The following is a 16,936-nucleotide window of genomic DNA, read 5'->3' as shown; positions in this document are numbered from 1 at the left end:
TTGTAGTCTTTATATTCCTTAACGCTAATTATCACCCCGTTTTATAGGGCGTTTTCTTACAGGCTATTCCGGCTCAGCCTGATGCAGTTGGCCGCCAATACTCCGTACACTCAACTAATAATCACAGTCAGTGCGCTATCTTGCCGCTTACTGTTCGACTTAACCGCTTTAGCTAAAGAGAACAAATCAGGTACGCAGTTCAGCCTGCCAAGACAATTTTTAAAATGGTTATCTGGAGGATATATGACTGTCGTTAAAAACGGTACCAGCGCCCAGTTCGGAACACTCGGCAGCAATATCACTGCTGCTAACGAAATTCGCCAAGCTGAATCCCGCGGCAAACACTGGGCCATAGTGCTGGCTGGCGGACGGGGGGAAAGGATGCGTGAAGCGATTAACGACTGGCTGGGTAGTTACCGACCTAAACAGTTTTGTCGCTTTTTTGGCGAACATTCCATGCTGGAATATACCTGGGAAAGAGCCCGGCAACTTGTCGGCAGCGCCAATATTGTCACGGTATCAGTAGCTGATCAGGCGATGTATTTTGACGAACTGAACAGCAATACTATTCCCGGAACAGTGCTTTATCAACCTGAACATAATGGCACTGCAGCGGCTGTTTACCTGGCGTTAGCTCATATTCTGGCCTTGGATCCCGATGCCAGTGTGATCATTATGCCCTCGGATCACTTTATTTTCCCTGAAGAGCGTTTTGTGGTGCTGGCGGCACAGGCACTTGCTTATGCCGCCACCGATCCTGAGCATCTGATATTACTAGGTGCTGAAGCGCGCTGGCCCAACCCCGACTTTGGCTGGATTGAATCGGTGGTCGAATTGTCAGGCAGTGAGCCAACCGAAGTTACACCTTTACAGCCGGTTATGGCATTTTTCGAGAAACCTGATAATCATCAAGCCCGGCGTCTGTTTAGTAACAATGCATTGTGGAGCACAATGATTATCGCCGCTAAGGGCGAATTGCTATGGCAACTTGCCAGGGCATTACATCCGAAATTTTTCCACTGCTTTTTGTATCTGCATCGTCTTACCCTGGAAGTACGCTTCAGTTGTATGCAAAAAGAAGCTGTCGACAAAGCAATTAGCGATACTTTTAAATATATGCCAGAGCTGGACTTCTCTAAAGACGTGCTGCAAAACGCCACACAGCAATGCAGGGTAATGCCGATGACTGATATTGACTGGGATGACTGGGGCAGGCCAGAGCGCATTTTGCAAAGCATTGAAAGATACGGTCTGGACAGTTGGCTAAATGAGGCGGGGCGAAGAATGTGTTAGCCGCAAATTTCAACTGTTTTACTTTGACTGCGCATTTAGTTCAGTTCATTGCTAACCGGATTGACGATAACTATCTGGCGTCACTGCGCTAAGATGAAAGAGATAAGTGTTAACAGTAACCCTGCTGAGTTGCGGCAAATGCTGGATTATCTTGGTGTCGCGGCTTTTGTGATTGACGTAATCTCGGCAGATGAATTCAGGCTGGCGGCGATTAATGCCCGGCACGAGCAGCATAGTGGTATGAAACACGATAAGGTTGCCGGCCGACGGGTGGAAGAATTGCTTGCACCTGGCACAGTGGCTCAACTTAAGGCTAATTATCGTCGTTGTATTGAAAATAAGACTGCTACTGACTACCGGGAAACGCTCGATTTGCCTATAGGGCGTACATACTGGCAGACATACCTGGTGCCTTCTCTGGATGAAACAGGCAGGGTTAGCCGCTTGCTGGGCACTGCTTATGAGATTAGTGATCAGGTGCATCTTGAGCTGGAGGCGCGTTATCAGTCTACGGTGATGAGTGTTTATCTGGATGAATCGCCTGACGGCATTCTGGTGGTCGATGCCAATAATCAGATAAAAACCTGGAACCGCCGTTTTCTGGAAATATGGAATATTCCTGAGACGGTGATGGCGCAGCGGGACGGCGAGGCGGCACTTCGGTCAGTGATGGAGCAGTTGGCTGAGCCAGATGGCTTTGTGCAGCGCATCAGGGAATTATACTTATCGCTGCACGAGGAGGAGCTGGGGATACGGATCCAGATGAAAGATGGCCGGATCCTGGAGCGTTACTCAAGAGGTTTGCATGGACCAGACGATAACTACTGGGGACGGATCTGGTTTTATCGTGATGTTACCGAAATGCAGCGGATGACTGATCAGCTAATGGTTATGTCACAAACTGATCCACTGACAGGCATTTCCAACCGGCGGGTATTTATGGGGCGGCTGGAGGATGAATACCGTCGGGCGCAGCGTTACCGGCATCAGTTAAGCGTATTGATGCTCGATCTTGACCACTTTAAACAGATAAATGACCAGTATGGTCATGCCACTGGTGACAGAGTGCTTAAAGAATTTGTCAGGGTTGTCACACCGGAAATTCGAGCAAGCGATTGTTTTGCCCGAATGGGCGGCGAAGAGTTTACGATATTGTTGCCACAAAGTAATTTGCAGTCAGCACGTCAACTGGCGCAGCGACTCTGTCAGGCTGTGGCTGCGCTGGTATTTGACAGTCCGCAAGGGGCATTTGGTGTTACCGTCAGCATTGGTGTGGCAACATTATGCGATAGTGACTCCAGTCCGGAGCAGCTGATAAACCGCTCAGACAGATGTCTTTATGCAGCCAAATCTGAGGGACGCAACCGGGTGCGTCCCAGCGGTGATGCCGATGACTGTCAGGCACCTGAACCCAGGTTATAGCCATAAATGGCAATTACTGACAACTGCCGCAGCACATCTGGCGGTCATCACCGTGAGCAGTAATTTCAGGCTGGACAAACAAAATTTGGTTTTCCAGTAAAATATGCTGCATTAAGTCTTCTTTCAGCTCCTGCAACGCCAGATACAGTGCTGTCCAGGTATTGCAGGCATCGGCCGGTAACGTAATGTTATTGGTCAGTTTATCCAGTGTTTCCAGGGCATCCCCATGTTGCAGGTGCTCTTCTTCCATTACGCTAATCGGCCCTGCCGGATAAATGCCGCCTGCCAGCATTGGAAATAAAATCTGCTCTTCTTTTACCATATGGCTTTCCAGCTCCTGATACATGTCCTCCAGGTGTTGGGTCAGTCCGGTCGGGCAATTCGGATCGTCAGCATGAACATGTTCAACCCGTCTGGCCAGACGGATAACTTCGGGTAGTTGCAGGCGGTGGCGCTGATGGAAACGAAACAGGACATGCTCGATAAGCTCCTTAACCGGTTTGCTGCGCCAGTCGGTTATCTCGCCGTCTTGTTGTTGTAATTGCTTCAGAGCACTTAGGATCGGCGTTGCATCAAGCTCTTTTGCAGCCAGTGCTTCACGCAGGCTATGTTGACCGCCGCAACAAAAATCCAGTTTGTACTGATGAAATACCGCGGTAGCACCGGCAATGGTAGTGGCTATCTGGCCTAAAGACTGGTCTAAAAATGATACATGGGTGAGTGACATACTAACTCCTGCTTGCTAAATAAAAAGGACCGTGTTGAGTTACGGTTACCCTTAAATGGCAAGAGTCAGGCCAAAACTACCTCCTTTGATTTATATAGCTTTATTTTGCACTGTGGTAAATTGCACCCGGTTAATTAAGGGTAATATCTACCCAAGGGTAAAAAATACCATGCTGGAAGAAAGTCTAATTGCTGATTTGGTAACAGATTTACCTGCGGCCGTGCGGTTGCAGCGCCTAGTGAGTACCCTGCGAAGCCATTTTAACTGCGGTGCAGTAGGCCTGCTCAGGCTGGAACATGACGTGCTTAAACCTGTGGCATTGCATGGCCTGGTGCGGGAAGCCCAGGGCCGCCGATTTGTGGTAGCGCAGCACCCGAGGCTGGCAGCCATTCTGGCCAGCCGTAACCCCGTCAGGTTTGAGCCTGAGTCTGAATTACCCGACCCTTACGATGGCCTGTTAGCAGAGCAACCCGGCCAGGCGCTGCCTGTGCATGATTGTATGGGTATTGCACTCTACATCGAGGGGCGTTGTTGGGGGGCTCTTACTCTGGATGCGTTGCAGGCTGGCAGCTTTTCTCAGGCTGCGATTTACGAGCTGCAGCGCTACAGTTTGCTGGTAGAAGCCGCAGTGCGGATGACGGAGCTGGAGCAAGCTAACCGGGCTTTGCGTCTCAATCATCAGGCCGATGAGCAGCAATATGAACCCGCCGCCAAACAACGCTATGAGCTGATTGGCCAGAGTAAAGTCTTGCGCCAAATTCTGCAGGAATTAACTGTGGTAGCAAGCTCTGATCTTCCGGTTTTGCTGCTGGGTGAAACCGGTGTCGGGAAGGAGCTGTTTGCCCGTCATTTGCACCGCAGTTCCGCCCGCGCAATGAAGCCAATGATTTATATTAACTGCGCGGCCCTGCCCGAAAGCCTGGCAGAAAGTGAACTGTTTGGTCATAACAAAGGCGCTTTCTCGGGGGCCCACAGTGAGCGGGCAGGCCGATTTGAGGCGGCAGACGGCGGAACCTTGTTTTTAGATGAAGTAGGCGAGCTGCCACTATCAGTGCAAGCGAAATTGCTGCGGGTACTACAAGACGGTGAGATCCAACGCCTCGGTTCAGACAAAACCCGCCAGGTAAATGTACGGTTGGTGGCGGCAACGAACCGGGATTTAAAACAACAGGTTAAAAGTGGTGAATTTCGGGCCGATTTATACCATCGCTTATCGGTTTACCCGTTGCCAATTCCACCGCTGCGCGAACGGCCGGATGATATTCCGCTATTGGCAGGTCATTTTCTGGAGCTCAATCGCAGCCGGTTGGGGCTTCGGGCGCTCAGATTATCCGCTGACGCTGAACTTGCGTTATTAAGTTACGACTGGCCGGGAAATGTACGGGAACTGGAGCATGTAATAAGCCGGGCGGCGATTAAAGCATTAAGTCATGGCGCATCCCGCACTGACATTGTTACTCTGGAGGCGGCATTGCTTGATCTGGATACCGTGCCCTCAGCCATTGCACACAATGAAACAAATGAGGTGCTGCAATTAAGCGGTATCCCTTTAAAGCAAGCGGTCAACCAACTGCAACGACAAATGATTCAACAGGCAATAAGCCAGCACAATGGCAGCTGGTCGTTAGCTGCCCGTCAGCTGGAGCTTGATCCCAGCAACCTGCATAAGCTGGCACAAAGGTTGGGCCTTAAATGAATGGTAAAAGACATAATGTGGCACTATAGCCGGATGCTGTGCTGGCGGGCACTGGCCATTGTCAGCTTAGCGCTGGGGCTGTTAGGCATACCCTTGCCGGGCCTGCCGACGGTACCTTTTATTTTGCTTAGCGCCTGGTCGTCAGGTAAAGGCTGGCCAGCCCTGGAGCAGCGTTTGCTGGCACATCCGCAACTAGGCCCACCCATTCTGGCCTGGCGCCAGAATGGGGTGGTACCGCGTCGCGCCAAATACCTGGCCACGGCCATGATGCTGCTCAGTGTTGTGCTGTTACAATTATCTCAGGCTCCGCTGCTACTAAGGCTGCTGCTACCCTGTTTTTTGCTGCTGGTGGCAATTTGGCTATGGCGTCGTCCGGAACACGTTACTCAGGATAATAATTATGACAAAACCGACTAATCCGTCAGAGCTTAGCCCGCAGCAGGCAATGCGTTACAGCCGCCAGCTGATGCTGCCGGCAATAGATTTTCGGGGGCAGGAGGCATTGCTGGCAAGCTCGGTGTTGCTGGTCGGCATGGGAGGCCTTGGTTGTGCTGCTGCGCCTTATTTAGTTGCCAGCGGTATTGGCAGGATTACTCTGGTAGATGATGACATTATTGACCGCAGTAACCTGCAACGCCAGATTTTGTATCGCGAAGTTGATATTGGCCATAGTAAAGTGCAACAGGCTGCCGCGGGTTTGCGCCAGTTAAATGCTGAAATTGATATTGAAGCGTTGCAGCAACGTTTAACTGCGGAGGATTTAGCTGAGCTGATACCGCAATTTTCACTGGTACTCGATTGCAGCGATAACCTCGTCACCCGCAATGCCATTAACGCCGCCTGTGTTAAGGCCAAAGTGCCGCTGGTATCAGGCGCGGCGATCCGCTTTGAAGGCCAGGTTGCCAGCTTCAGCATGCAAGGCGACACGGCTTGTTATCACTGCTTAAGCCAGTTATTTGGTGAGCAGCAATTAAGTTGTATGGAAGCCGGTATTTTGAGCCCGGTAGTGGGGGTTATTGGCACAATGCAGGCACTGGAGGCGGTAAAAATCCTGGCGGAAGTGGGCACGCCGCTGTATGGCAAGTTGCAGTTATTTGACGCTTTGACCAGCCAATGGCGCCAGTTTGGTATAAATAAAGACCCGGGCTGTTCGGTTTGTGGCTAATGGCTAGTGACTAGTGGTTAATGGCTTGCAGTGTTTAACGCTGCGCCGGTTTTGTCGCCTGTGGCAGAATATCGCTATGTACCATTTGCAACAGGTTATAAGCATCACCTAAATCACAGTTTTCATGGTCGCGTTTTTTATAACCCATTGACGTTAATTCAATATGCCAGGTTGGCACCACATCTACCGTGGCCAGGGTTTGTTTTACACAGTTAAGCGGGCAGCCATCGACAGCAAGAATTGGCCGGCCGGACTGGGCAACTTTTACCAATTGCTTTACCTTGCCGCCAACTCCGGCAATACAGGACATTTGGGCTGAGCCTTCACGATCGAGTACGACCGCAAGATCATTGGCTAGCTGCGCGACATTAGAGCAACCTGAGCAGGAATAGACTAAAGGCTTGTCGTTGTATTTTGTGTTCATAGCAGGCTCCTGATGCTAAATAGTGTGGTCAGACTATTTAGTCAGTGTAGAGGCCATGGCAATACGCGACTTGATATAAATCAAAGCTGCTGGACAGATACCCCTTCAGGGGTACCGGTGATAAGAATGGCAAGCGGCGTGCCATCTGCGGTTACAACGCCTTCAGAGCTTGTCACAGCAACTCGCTCGCTACGCACTCGCTCAGACACTCTGTGACAACTATTCAGGGTTCTAACCTTCGCGTTGGCGGTAATGTTGCTTTAACCCGGCCGGCCATCTGGCCTTGGGGTGGTAAGCACCGGGAAATATACCAGTACATAAAGTAAATAGGCCAGCACCCAACCGCCGACACCCAACCACAGCCACTGCATCGTCTGCGCTGGCCACAGCCAGATCAGCAAGGTGCGGCTTATCGCTGCGGCCAGTACTAGCAAAAATGCCACTGACATCACGGTGTGTGGTTTCAGCATACGACCGCTATGACCCAGCGACACCCTTGCCATCATGCTTAAAATCATACTGCCCATAGCGCCAGCGGTTAACGCATGCAGCGCGATGCTATTGCTGATATTAAAACCAGCATAGCGGGCGCTGTATAGTGCCAGGCCAATTGGAATACACCAGTAGGCCAGATGCAGCGACCAAAGCAGCGGCACTTTTAAGGTGATCCATATTTTCCAGCGCAGACAGCGTAACGCGGTTAAGGAGGCGCTAACTGCAAATAAGCCACTGATTGCCATGGCTGGCAGATACTTGGTTAAGGCAAAAAAATGCAGCACAAAAATAAGCCACAGAGAAGCCAATGCGGCGCGATCGAGCCAAAGTAAGGCTTCCACCTTTGGGGTTTGGGTGCCATTGGCTGTAAACATTGGCAATACCCTACCACCGACAATGGCCATCAGTAAGGTAATCAGCCAAACCGCATTCTGACTGCCCAGTTGAATAAGCTCAAAGCGGTTAGTCGCGACGCCGATATACATTAATGCATTACAGGCACTGAGTAACAGCAGCACCGGGATAAAAAACAAATTTCTGCTTTGTCCTGTTTGCAATAACGGCCTGGCCAGCAGATAGGCGCAAACCGGTAAAAAGCTCAGATCAATCAGCGCCACCAGATATACCGGCAATCCTTGTCCAAACAGCAACAGTAAGCGGCCCGCCAGCCATAGCAGACTAATAAACAGCAGGCTTTTGCCATGAGGTGCCCGCAAGCCGGTCCAGTTTTGTACTGCGGTAAGTAAAAAGCCGATAATAATGGCGGCAACAAAACCAAACAACATTTCATGACTATGCCAGAACAGCACATTGGCAAAGGGTTTAAGCTGAATGACGCCAAAAAGCGTCAGGCCCCATAACAGCATCGCGATGGCACTAAAGGCAGCCCCCATTAAAAACATTGGCCGGAACGCCTGGCGTAACAACGGTGACAGCTTCTGCTCAGTTGCCAGATCAGTAATTTGCATGGTTTATCCCCATCATAAAGGTGAGTCCTCGTTGTAAAGAAAATTATCTGCGCGGGCGGCAGCCAGTTTTTGTCGATATTGCGCTGCCTGGTTCGCAAAGAACATAGTGATCATACAAAGCGCTAACACGCCATATAAAATCATAAAGCAGCCGGTGACGATGCCGAGCACATCCTGCGCCACACCAAACAGGATGGGCAGAGTACAGCCGCCCAGGGCGCCGATAGCGGCAACAAAACCACCAGCGCTGCCCATATGGTGCGGATAGTAATCGTGAATGACTTTATACACGCTGGCCCGGCCAAAACCCTGCGCCACGCCGATAATGAAAATCAGTAGGGTAAACCACCAGACATTAATACCTATTTCCAGTTGTACATCTTTTTCCAGGCCGTGAATAATCAGGGTAGTGGGCGGGTAACTTAGAAAAAACAAGCAAACTATACAAACCCAGAACACACTCCAGTTTACGGCACGGCCGCCGTAACGGTCAGAGAACCAGCCGCCCAGCGCCCGCATCATTGAAGACGTGGCGACAAAAAACAGAGTAAAGGCCATCGCTTGCCGCGCGTCCATGGCGTAGGCCTGCATATAATATTGCGGTAACCATAACAACAAGGCTAAAAAACTGCCGAACACAAAATAATAATACAATGAGAATCGCCAAATCCGCGCGTCAGCGCATAGCTGACGCAAACTCAGCCCCTTGGGTCTGGCCTGAGTGCTCTGCAGCGGTTCTTTTGGTGCCAGCAAGGCAAACAGCAGACTGATTGCCAACAGTCCGCCGGCATAAACCGGTCCAACCCATTGCCAGCCGGCGTGATCTATCAGCAAAGGAACCAGAACAAAGGTAATCGCCACCCCGGCATTGCCAACACCGAACAGGCCAAGCGCCCGGCCCTGACGGCTGGAAGCAAACCACTGACTGACATAGCGCACCCCAAAGGTAAAAGACACGCCGCTAATCCCAAACCACAATCCCAGCAATAAATAACCAGTGAAGCTTTGCACGGTCGGCAGCAGTAATAAAGCGGGCAGCACAGCCAGCATCTGGTAGAGCCATAACAGTCGCGCACTATAGCGGTCGGCCAGAATACCGAGCGGCAATCGGAGGATGGCACCACTTAATATCGGTGCTGCCAGCAGTATGCCGTATTGGGTCGCGCTAAGGCCAAGTTGTTGTTGCAGGGCAATGCCCATTACAGCGTACAAGGTCCAGACGGAAAAGCAGGCAGCAAAAGCCAGGGTTGCCAACAATAACGCCAGGTTAGCACCAGGCAGTGTCGCCTGTTTCAACGAGGTGGCAGCAGGTTGCGGCATAACTATACATCCGGCAAACAGTATTAACCGTTAGTGTAACGTCAAAGTGGCCCACTGCTGCAGCGAAGAGGGTGTACCTCTGACGCGCTATGCTGGCGTGGATAAAAGTGCCGGCCTGACCGAAGTAGGTAGTAAGTGCCGCAATACCCTGCATTTGCATCGGCAATGCCACTACCTATAAGGTGGTATATTGTTGTTTTTTATATGAAAATAAAATTTCTGCTTTGTTTTATATCAATGATTTTCGGTTTCAGTCTCTCTACACTGGCTGCAGTTTAGTGATAATCCTTTGGAGGATGTTATGGCTGGCCCTGCTTTATCAACAAATAGCGGCAGCGGGTTAAACCTGCTTAATTTTGCCGAACAAAAAATAAAAATGCTGCACCTTACCTGGTTTGCATTCTTTTTGACTTTTGTAATGTGGTTTGCCCACGCACCTTTGCTTATTCATATTAAAGAAGCGCTTGCCCTTACCGATGCGCAGGTTAAAGCACTGCTGATTTTAAACGTGGCCATAACGATCCCGGCACGGATAGTAGTGGGCATGCTGGTAGACCGCTATGGTCCGCGGATTATGTATTCTTTGCTGCTGTTTATCTCAGCAGTGCTGTGTATCGGCTTTGCTTTTGCCGATACCTATGCCGCGCTGGCGTTATTTCGCTTTTTACTTGGCTTTGTCGGTGCCGGTTTTGTAGTTGGCATTCGTCTGGTCGGCGAGTGGTTTCCGCACCATCAGGTAGGAACGGCAGAGGGTATATATGGTGGCTGGGGCAATTTTGGCTCTGCCGCAGCAGCAATGAGCTTACCGCTATTGGCACTGGCTTATGGCGGCGAAAATGGCTGGCGGTATGCGATTGGCACTGTCGGGGTGATAAGTGCAGTGTATTCGCTGATATTTTATAAATTTGCCCGCAATACCCCCAAAGGCTCAATGTATTTTAAACCGAAAAAAACCGGCGCTATGGTGGTGACAAGCTGGGGTGCGCTGTGGGGCCTTATTCTGATGAATATTCCGATGCATCTGGCATTGGGCATGCTGGCCTGGCGTTTATCACCGGCCGGGGTTAATTTATTCTCTGTCAATATGATGTATACGTTGTGGGGTGTATTATTGCTGTTATTTATCGTCCAAACCCAGCAAACCTGGCGGATTAATGCCGAACATTTACGGGTTGGGGTGCCAGAGACCGATAAATACAGTTTTAAGCAGGTGGGGATATTAAATATTGCCTACTTTGCTACTTTTGGCTCTGAGCTGGCAGTGGTATCTATGCTGCCATTGTATTTTCTGGAAACCTTTGACGGTTTAAGTGCGGTAAAAGCCGGTTTACTGGCGTCGGGTTTTGCCTTTATGAATTTAGTGTCACGGCCGATGGGCGGCTGGTTTTCCGATAAATTTGGCCGGCGTAAAAGTATGCTGATCTTAATTGGTGGTCTGGCGGCAGGCTACTTCTTAATGGGGCTGATGGACAGCCACTGGTGGATCCCGCTGGCAGTGCTGGCAACGATGGCTTGCAGCTTTTTTGTTCAGGCCGGAGAAGGCGCGGTATTTGCTATAGTGCCTCTGATTAAACGCAGCATGACCGGCCAGATTGCCGGTATGGCCGGTGCCTATGGTAACGTTGGTGCAGTCGTTTATTTAACAGTGCTAAGTTATGTCAGCTACAGTTTGTTTTTCTATGTGATAGCGGCATCTGCCCTGGTTGGCCTGGTAGCGGTAATGTTTTTAGATGATCCCAAAGGTCATATTACCGAAGTAGGGGAAGACGGTACTGTGTTTCGGATAAACGTTGGTTAGGCGTGTTGCTGGTTAAATAAGGATTAACAGGTGTCGGGATCTGAGCTGCAACTTTGCTATAGCAGTATTTGCGAGGCCGGCGTTAAGCCGGCCAACGAAGATGCTGTGGCGGTTGATATACCCGCCGATCCTCACCTGTTAACTTACAAAGGCGCCTGTTTTACCCTGGCCGATGGCGTAAGCACAGCGGAGGCTGGCCGGCAAGCCAGCGAGCGGGCGGTAAGCCGGTTTTGCCGTGAATACTGTCAGACGCCGGATAGCTGGTCGGTGGCCTATAGTGCCGAGCAGTTGCTGGCAACCATTAACAATGAGTTGTACGAGCTGAGCCATCAGTTTGCGCACAACCAAAAAGGCTACCTGACGACATTTACCGCGCTGGTACTGAAATCGCAGACCGCGCATTTTTTTCATATTGGCGATAGCCGCTTGTATCACTGGCGCGAAGGCGTGCTGGTGCAACTTAGTCAGGACCATACCACGATATTATCAGAGCAACGTCAGTTTCTCGGCCGGGCCCTGGGGATGGATGCCCACATCGAGTTACAGCACGGTAGTATCAGCATTAGAATGGGTGACCGCTTTTTACTGTGCTCCGATGGCCTGTCTGATTTTATCAGCCCGGATGCACTGCAGCAGGCAGTGTCAGCCGCGGTCGATTTACAGCAAACCGCGCAGCAGCTTAAGCAGCAGGCGTTAGCGCAGGACAGTGATGATAATATCAGCCTGATTTTGCTTGAAATAACGGCACTGCCTGAGCAAAGCCTGGATGATTTAAATCAGCATCTGACAAGGCTGCCATTTCCGCCGGCGCTTAGCCCCGGCATGAAGCTGGATGGTTATAAAGTACTGCGCGAATTATTTGCCAGCAGCCGCAGCCATTTATATTTGGTTGAAGATGAGAGCGCTGCTGTAAAAAGCACTGCCCGGCAAATGGTGCTGAAATGCCCTTCACTGAACTACGATGATGATGTTCTTTATATTGATCGTTTTATCCGCGAAGAATGGATCGGCCTGCGGATAGAGTCAGACTACGTGGTAAAGGTAGTGCGCCAGCACCGGCCACGGACCTTTTTATACTACCTGATGGAGTATTTGCCGGGCCAGAGTTTAGAGCAATGGTTTGAGACCCAACCCAAACCGTTAAAACCGGCATTGGCAATTAAGCTGGTAAAACAAATTGCCGAAGGTTTAAAAGCTTTCCACCGGATGGGTGCTATCCATCAGGATTTAAAGCCCGGCAATATTATTTACCTGGAAGATGGCAGCTTGAAAATTGTTGATTTTGGCTCAGTCTATGTGGCTGGTCTGGCGGAAATATACAGCGCGCTGCAGCATGAAACGGCACTGGGTACCGCCGCTTATTCTGATCCACACTATCTGCTTGGGCATAACTCTGGCGTCCAGGGCGATATTTATGCGCTGGCTACCATTGCGTACGAGCTGTTCAGTGGTGGTCATTTACCTTATGGTCAAACCGTTGAAAATTGCCGCACGGCGGCCGATTACGACAAACTGCGTTATCGCAGTAGCAGCCAGTTTAACCCGGTCATTCCAACCTGGTTCGACCGGGCCTTACAAAAAGGGGTGAGTTTAGATTTATCGCAGCGCTATCAGAGTATTAATCAGCTACTGACCGATTTACAACAACCAAACCCGGCATTTTTGCACGAGGAAGTTAAACAACAACACAAAACCAACCCGCTGCTTTTCTGGCAGCTGTTATCGGGTTTCTGGTTTATCACGTTATTGCTGGTGGTGTGGTTGTTTTTGCTTCGTGGTTAACTTGCTTTTTTGAGGCTGTGGCGTTATAACGTTCAGATTGTGTAAAAGTCCGACGGCCAGTGCCGGCGGGCTTTTCTTTTTTTCAAAGGCTGTCATTTTCAGGAGTGTTTAATGAGTTCAAAACCTACCATTACTGTTTCCGCTGTCGACATGGACAGAATAGAAGCGCTGATTGAAAAAGTGCCTCGGATGACGCCAGAACTCGAAACGCTGGAGAGTGAGTTAGACCGCGCAACTATTGTTGAGCCGGTTAATATGCCAGCAGATGTAGTTAGTATGAATTCTACAGTGCGTTTTAAATTCGCCGGTGATAGCAAGGTGTTTGAGAAAACACTGGTATATCCGCAAGATGCTAAAAGTGAACATCAGATATCGATTTTCGCTCCTGTGGGGAGTGCGTTACTGGGGTTAGCTGTTGGTCAGTCACTGGAATGGCCGATGCCAAATGGTCAGAGCCGCACGGTAGAAATTCTCGAAGTGTTATATCAACCTGAACGCGTTGGAGAATATCAACGCTAAGTTACAAATCGTGCCGGAGCTAATGGCTGCGGCACTATGTTCCACACTGCTATTTTTTTGGTCGAAACGGCTTAATCACATCTTCATCGCACTGCAAAAAAGGTCCATCCATTAAATCAATGCAGTAGGGCACCGCCGGAAATACCGCATCTAAACACTGGCGAATGGCTTTGGGTTTACCCGGCAGATTAATAATAAGGCAGCTGCCGCGCAGGCCGGCGGTTTGACGCGACAATATGGCCGTGGGCACATATTTTAAGGATTCCGTGCGCATCAGCTCACCAAAGCCAGGCATCATCCGCTCACACACGGCTTCGGTTGCTTCGGGCGTAACGTCGCGTTTTGCTGGGCCAGTGCCACCGGTTGTGACAATTAAACAGCAACCCTGTTCATCAGCCAGTTTACGAAGAATATGCTCGATTAAAGGCTGCTCATCCGGGATCAGCCGGTACTCTGCCTGCCAGTCGCTGCTTAAATAGTCTGTTAAAGTGTCGATAATTGCCTTACCGGATAAATCCTCGTAAATGCCGGCACTGGCCCGATCGCTTACTGTAACTATGCCAATTTTGGCGATTTGATTAGTCATTAAAATTCCAAGTTTTGTTAAATAAGACGAACCGACTTACCCACGCTAACACGCCGTGAACCCATCCCTGGGGGCTCGATTCGGCCGTCCGGGCCTGCAACGGTTAGCTTAGAGTAAGTCGATTCTCACTTAGATAATCTGCGTCAGCACTGTACTTTTTTGCTAACTAACCGCAGGCCATCCCTGCCAGTTGCAGCCAGAAGCCATTACTATCGGTAGCGTTTAGTTGCTGCGGCGCGCTGCCATCAAGATTGGCCTTAAATTTAGCCAGCCAGTCAAAAGTGCCGGTTTGTTGTGGGCTTAACCGTACAATATCTGCCAGGTTTTGCATAGCGGGTAGCTGGTTTATCAAATTGTAACGGTAACCCGATTGCGTCTGAATACCGTTTAACACAAAGACCTGAGTACCGTCCTGGCTTTTTACTTCGCGCCCCTGCGGATAATTAATGCAGCACAATTCACACTGATCTTTACTGCGGTTCTCAGAGCGGGCAGTAAAACAGCGACCGCTCCACGCCAGCGGCAAATGACCAAAACTAAATACTTCGGTAGTAAAGCAATCGCGGATATCAGTTACCAGACTCTGGCTTAATACATCGCTTAACCACTGGCCGGATAATTCTACCGGCATCACCCAGCGGGTCATGCCCATGCTGATTAAGCGGCGTAATGTATGCTGGTTGTAGCAATTAATGGCGGCGCCTGCGACAAACGGCAGGCATTGCTCCTGCAACATGCTGATGGCGCCAACGTCATTGGCTTCGACTAAAAACTCGCCGTTATCAACATATTTTCGCAGCTCTCTTAACTCATTTGGCGCTTCATATAAGGTCATAGACGATAAACAAACCTGCTTGCCGGCTTCACGCAGCATTTGCCCCAGCGCAAAATAATCGGCATATTTCAGCTCACGCCTTTTACTACAGACCGTTTCGCCAAGGTAAACAATGTCAACGTCGCTGTCAGCCACCTCGCGATAAAACTGCAGTATTTGTGCTTTGGGCCAGAAATAAAGCACCGGGCCTAATGAGAATTGCATAGCTGTTATTTCCATTTCCGATGATAAGCGCCAAGCGTGGTCTGGCTGCCTTCAGCCAGACCTGCCAACACCTGCTGCCACTTTGGTTGTACATTAAAATGATCGGGGGCGCTTTTTACTGCATCGATGGCAGCACGCCAAACTTTGGTAATTTGGGCCACATAGGCCGGGCTGCGCTGGCGGCCTTCTATTTTCAAAGAGCTAATGCCTTCGGCATACAGCTGTGGCAGTAAGTCCAGGGTGTTAAGGCTGGTTGGCTCTTCCAGCGCATGGTAAGTGTCATCGCCCACAGTAAAGCGACCCTTGCACAGGGTGGGGTAGCCAGCTGTTTCATTCGGGGCAAAGCGATCAATTAAAATACCGTTTAAGCGCGACTCCAGCGTGCCGTCGTTATCCTGCCAGTTAACAAAAGCCGCAGGTGAGCAGGCACCTGCGGTATTAGGTGACTGACCGGTCATATACGAGCTTAAATAACAGCGGCCTTCGGCCATGATACACAGGCTGCCAAAAGCAAACACTTCAAGATCAATGTCGCAGCTGCGGGCCAGAGCGCGCACTTGCTGCATCGATAGCACGCGCGGTAACACGACGCGGCTGATATCAAACTGCCGGTAAAAATTTATTGCCGCGGCATTGGTTGCAGAAGCCTGCACTGATAAATGCCGCTCCAGCTTAGGGTAGCGCTCAGCGGCATAGGCCAGCACGGCAATATCAGCCAGAATAAGCACGTCGGCGCCAGCATTGGCAGCAACATCCACCGCCTGCTGCCAGCGCTGATAGTTATCCGGATGGGCAAAGGTATTAATGGCCACATGTAATTTTTTACCATGCTGATGAGCATAGCGCGCCGCATCTTTCAGTCTGGCTTCGTCAAAATTCAGCCCGGCAAAGTGACGGGCGTTGGTGTCATCTTTTAAGCCGATATACACGGCGTCGGCGCCATGTTCAATGGCCGCCTTTAACGCCGGCATACTGCCAGCAGGGCAGAGCAGCTCCATTTGTCGCCTCATTAATTTATTAGTTATCTCAGCTACCTCCGACAGGGCATAGCTAAGGGGTCGGTACTGTGGTTTTATTATAGGACGATAACGGACACTAAGGCTTTTATATGTTTGATATTAAAAGGGTTAACTCTAAGTTGGTAGCGGCACTACCCCCAATGTTACGCCAGCTTACCCGCTGTGCGCCAAAGGGAATGCAAAGCTGCATGTTACAGTTGGCATTAAACCGGTTTTTCCAGCCTGAGCTCAGTAGCGGTGAGCTTAATTTTATGCAGCACAAGTCGGTGGTGATCAATGTTGCCGATATCGGTCTGGAATTTGGTATTAGCCTGGATGGCAGTAGCTTGCAGGTGCAGCTGATGCCCGCGCAACAAGACCTGTTATTAAAAGCTGAACTGGCTGATTTTATTGCCATGATAAGCAATACCACCGATCCGGATACGTTATTTTTCCGCCGTCGGTTACAAATGCTGGGTGATACCGAGCTGGGTTTGTACTGCAAAAACCTGTTGGACAGTATAGGGCCAGAACGCTTACCGCCGGGGATATCGGGCGGTCTAAACTGGTTAGCGCAACAACAAACCACATTAAGCTCCGCTAAGCCTGCGATAGATCAAACTTAGATTTTTCATTCGCTTTTATACTGGCCGCCAGTAAGCGAGCTGTCCAAACACAAAACAGCAAAGCAATAGCAGAGGTAA

The 16,936-nt window shown here is 50.2% G+C and carries 16 protein-coding genes; 9 read left to right on the top strand and 7 right to left on the bottom strand.

Annotated elements, in window-relative coordinates; genetic code table 11:
• Positions 1-243: 243 nt before the first annotated feature.
• Together B2Q61_RS14625 and B2Q61_RS14620 are read left to right on the top strand one after the other, a co-directional pair.
• Positions 244-1,293, top strand: a complete 1,050-nt coding sequence (locus B2Q61_RS14625; RefSeq protein ID WP_290617054.1) for a sugar phosphate nucleotidyltransferase — start codon at positions 244-246, stop codon at positions 1,291-1,293.
• Positions 1,294-1,386: 93 nt separating this feature from the next.
• Positions 1,387-2,715 carry a sensor domain-containing diguanylate cyclase gene (locus tag B2Q61_RS14620; RefSeq protein ID WP_290617052.1) on the top strand — a complete coding sequence of 443 codons (1,329 nt, stop codon included), beginning with the start codon at positions 1,387-1,389 and terminating at the stop codon, positions 2,713-2,715.
• 13 nt (positions 2,716-2,728) lie between these two features.
• Here B2Q61_RS14620 and ytfE read toward each other — a convergent pair whose 3' ends face one another.
• Positions 2,729-3,442 (bottom strand): iron-sulfur cluster repair protein YtfE, encoded by a 714-nt coding sequence (ytfE, locus tag B2Q61_RS14615; protein ID WP_290617050.1) that lies wholly within the window; start codon positions 3,440-3,442, stop codon positions 2,729-2,731.
• Between the two features lie 169 nt (positions 3,443-3,611).
• On the opposite strand from ytfE, the gene norR reads away from it, so the two are divergent.
• From norR to B2Q61_RS14600, 3 genes are read left to right on the top strand one after another with little or no spacing between them, the layout of a single operon-like run.
• Positions 3,612-5,138 (top strand): nitric oxide reductase transcriptional regulator NorR, encoded by a 1,527-nt coding sequence (gene norR / locus B2Q61_RS14610; protein WP_290617048.1) that lies wholly within the window; start codon positions 3,612-3,614, stop codon positions 5,136-5,138.
• The gene (locus B2Q61_RS14605) at positions 5,139-5,555 is read left to right on the top strand and encodes a YbaN family protein (RefSeq protein ID WP_290617046.1); all 417 of its coding nucleotides are present in this window, start codon (positions 5,139-5,141) and stop codon (positions 5,553-5,555) included.
• A complete protein-coding gene (locus B2Q61_RS14600) occupies positions 5,539-6,303 on the top strand; it encodes a HesA/MoeB/ThiF family protein (RefSeq protein WP_290617044.1) in 765 nt (254 codons plus the stop codon). The genes B2Q61_RS14605 and B2Q61_RS14600 overlap by 17 nt, the downstream gene beginning before the upstream one ends.
• Before the next feature lie 34 nt (positions 6,304-6,337).
• Here B2Q61_RS14600 and B2Q61_RS14595 read toward each other — a convergent pair whose 3' ends face one another.
• From B2Q61_RS14595 to B2Q61_RS14585, 3 genes are all read right to left on the bottom strand, one after another.
• Complete coding sequence (locus tag B2Q61_RS14595; RefSeq protein WP_290617042.1) at positions 6,338-6,727, bottom strand: putative zinc-binding protein; 390 nt, start codon at positions 6,725-6,727, stop codon at positions 6,338-6,340.
• A 260-nt stretch (positions 6,728-6,987) separates the two neighbouring features.
• Positions 6,988-8,190: an NnrS family protein gene (locus B2Q61_RS14590; RefSeq protein ID WP_290617040.1), complete on the bottom strand. Its 1,203-nt coding sequence runs from the start codon at positions 8,188-8,190 to the stop codon at positions 6,988-6,990.
• A gap of 12 nt (positions 8,191-8,202) precedes the next feature.
• Positions 8,203-9,510 (bottom strand): MFS transporter, encoded by a 1,308-nt coding sequence (locus B2Q61_RS14585; RefSeq protein ID WP_290617038.1) that lies wholly within the window; start codon positions 9,508-9,510, stop codon positions 8,203-8,205.
• A 301-nt stretch (positions 9,511-9,811) separates the two neighbouring features.
• Between B2Q61_RS14585 and B2Q61_RS14580 the strand changes: the two genes are divergently transcribed.
• The 3 genes from B2Q61_RS14580 to rnk all read left to right on the top strand — a co-directional run bounded on the left by B2Q61_RS14580 (position 9,812) and on the right by rnk (position 13,609).
• Positions 9,812-11,308 (top strand): MFS transporter, encoded by a 1,497-nt coding sequence (locus tag B2Q61_RS14580; RefSeq protein ID WP_290617036.1) that lies wholly within the window; start codon positions 9,812-9,814, stop codon positions 11,306-11,308.
• A 30-nt stretch (positions 11,309-11,338) separates the two neighbouring features.
• Positions 11,339-13,090, top strand: a complete 1,752-nt coding sequence (locus B2Q61_RS14575; RefSeq protein WP_290617034.1) for a bifunctional protein-serine/threonine kinase/phosphatase — start codon at positions 11,339-11,341, stop codon at positions 13,088-13,090.
• A 111-nt stretch (positions 13,091-13,201) separates the two neighbouring features.
• Complete coding sequence (rnk, locus tag B2Q61_RS14570; RefSeq protein WP_290617032.1) at positions 13,202-13,609, top strand: nucleoside diphosphate kinase regulator; 408 nt, start codon at positions 13,202-13,204, stop codon at positions 13,607-13,609.
• Between the two features lie 49 nt (positions 13,610-13,658).
• Here rnk and mog read toward each other — a convergent pair whose 3' ends face one another.
• The 3 genes from mog to ubiU all read right to left on the bottom strand — a co-directional run bounded on the left by mog (position 13,659) and on the right by ubiU (position 16,232).
• Positions 13,659-14,195, bottom strand: coding sequence for a molybdopterin adenylyltransferase (gene mog, locus B2Q61_RS14565; RefSeq protein ID WP_290617030.1), 537 nt, complete (start codon positions 14,193-14,195; stop codon positions 13,659-13,661).
• A 166-nt stretch (positions 14,196-14,361) separates the two neighbouring features.
• A complete protein-coding gene (locus B2Q61_RS14560; protein WP_290617028.1) occupies positions 14,362-15,234 on the bottom strand; it encodes a U32 family peptidase in 873 nt (290 codons plus the stop codon).
• 5 nt (positions 15,235-15,239) lie between these two features.
• Positions 15,240-16,232, bottom strand: a complete 993-nt coding sequence (gene ubiU, locus B2Q61_RS14555) for a ubiquinone anaerobic biosynthesis protein UbiU (protein WP_290617026.1) — start codon at positions 16,230-16,232, stop codon at positions 15,240-15,242.
• Positions 16,233-16,342: 110 nt separating this feature from the next.
• Between ubiU and ubiT the strand changes: the two genes are divergently transcribed.
• Entirely contained in the window at positions 16,343-16,858 is a 516-nt protein-coding gene (ubiT, locus tag B2Q61_RS14550; protein ID WP_290617024.1) for a ubiquinone anaerobic biosynthesis accessory factor UbiT, read from the top strand.
• Positions 16,859-16,936 lie beyond the last annotated feature (78 nt).

Source organism: Arsukibacterium sp. UBA5043 (assembly GCA_002415085.1).
GTDB lineage: Bacteria > Pseudomonadota > Gammaproteobacteria > Enterobacterales > Alteromonadaceae > Alishewanella.
This window is presented reverse-complemented; position numbering and strand designations above follow the sequence as displayed.

Coding starts and splice junctions, on each gene's coding strand:
- B2Q61_RS14625 (WP_290617054.1), top strand. CDS start 244: ATGACTGTCGTTAAAAACGGTACCAGCGCCCAGTTCGGAACACTCGGC.
- B2Q61_RS14620 (WP_290617052.1), top strand. CDS start 1,387: ATGAAAGAGATAAGTGTTAACAGTAACCCTGCTGAGTTGCGGCAAATG.
- ytfE (WP_290617050.1), bottom strand. CDS start 3,442: ATGTCACTCACCCATGTATCATTTTTAGACCAGTCTTTAGGCCAGATA.
- norR (WP_290617048.1), top strand. CDS start 3,612: ATGCTGGAAGAAAGTCTAATTGCTGATTTGGTAACAGATTTACCTGCG.
- B2Q61_RS14605 (WP_290617046.1), top strand. CDS start 5,139: ATGGTAAAAGACATAATGTGGCACTATAGCCGGATGCTGTGCTGGCGG.
- B2Q61_RS14600 (WP_290617044.1), top strand. CDS start 5,539: ATGACAAAACCGACTAATCCGTCAGAGCTTAGCCCGCAGCAGGCAATG.
- B2Q61_RS14595 (WP_290617042.1), bottom strand. CDS start 6,727: ATGAACACAAAATACAACGACAAGCCTTTAGTCTATTCCTGCTCAGGT.
- B2Q61_RS14590 (WP_290617040.1), bottom strand. CDS start 8,190: ATGCAAATTACTGATCTGGCAACTGAGCAGAAGCTGTCACCGTTGTTA.
- B2Q61_RS14585 (WP_290617038.1), bottom strand. CDS start 9,510: ATGCCGCAACCTGCTGCCACCTCGTTGAAACAGGCGACACTGCCTGGT.
- B2Q61_RS14580 (WP_290617036.1), top strand. CDS start 9,812: ATGGCTGGCCCTGCTTTATCAACAAATAGCGGCAGCGGGTTAAACCTG.
- rnk (WP_290617032.1), top strand. CDS start 13,202: ATGAGTTCAAAACCTACCATTACTGTTTCCGCTGTCGACATGGACAGA.
- mog (WP_290617030.1), bottom strand. CDS start 14,195: ATGACTAATCAAATCGCCAAAATTGGCATAGTTACAGTAAGCGATCGG.
- B2Q61_RS14560 (WP_290617028.1), bottom strand. CDS start 15,234: ATGCAATTCTCATTAGGCCCGGTGCTTTATTTCTGGCCCAAAGCACAA.
- ubiU (WP_290617026.1), bottom strand. CDS start 16,232: ATGGAGCTGCTCTGCCCTGCTGGCAGTATGCCGGCGTTAAAGGCGGCC.
- ubiT (WP_290617024.1), top strand. CDS start 16,343: ATGTTTGATATTAAAAGGGTTAACTCTAAGTTGGTAGCGGCACTACCC.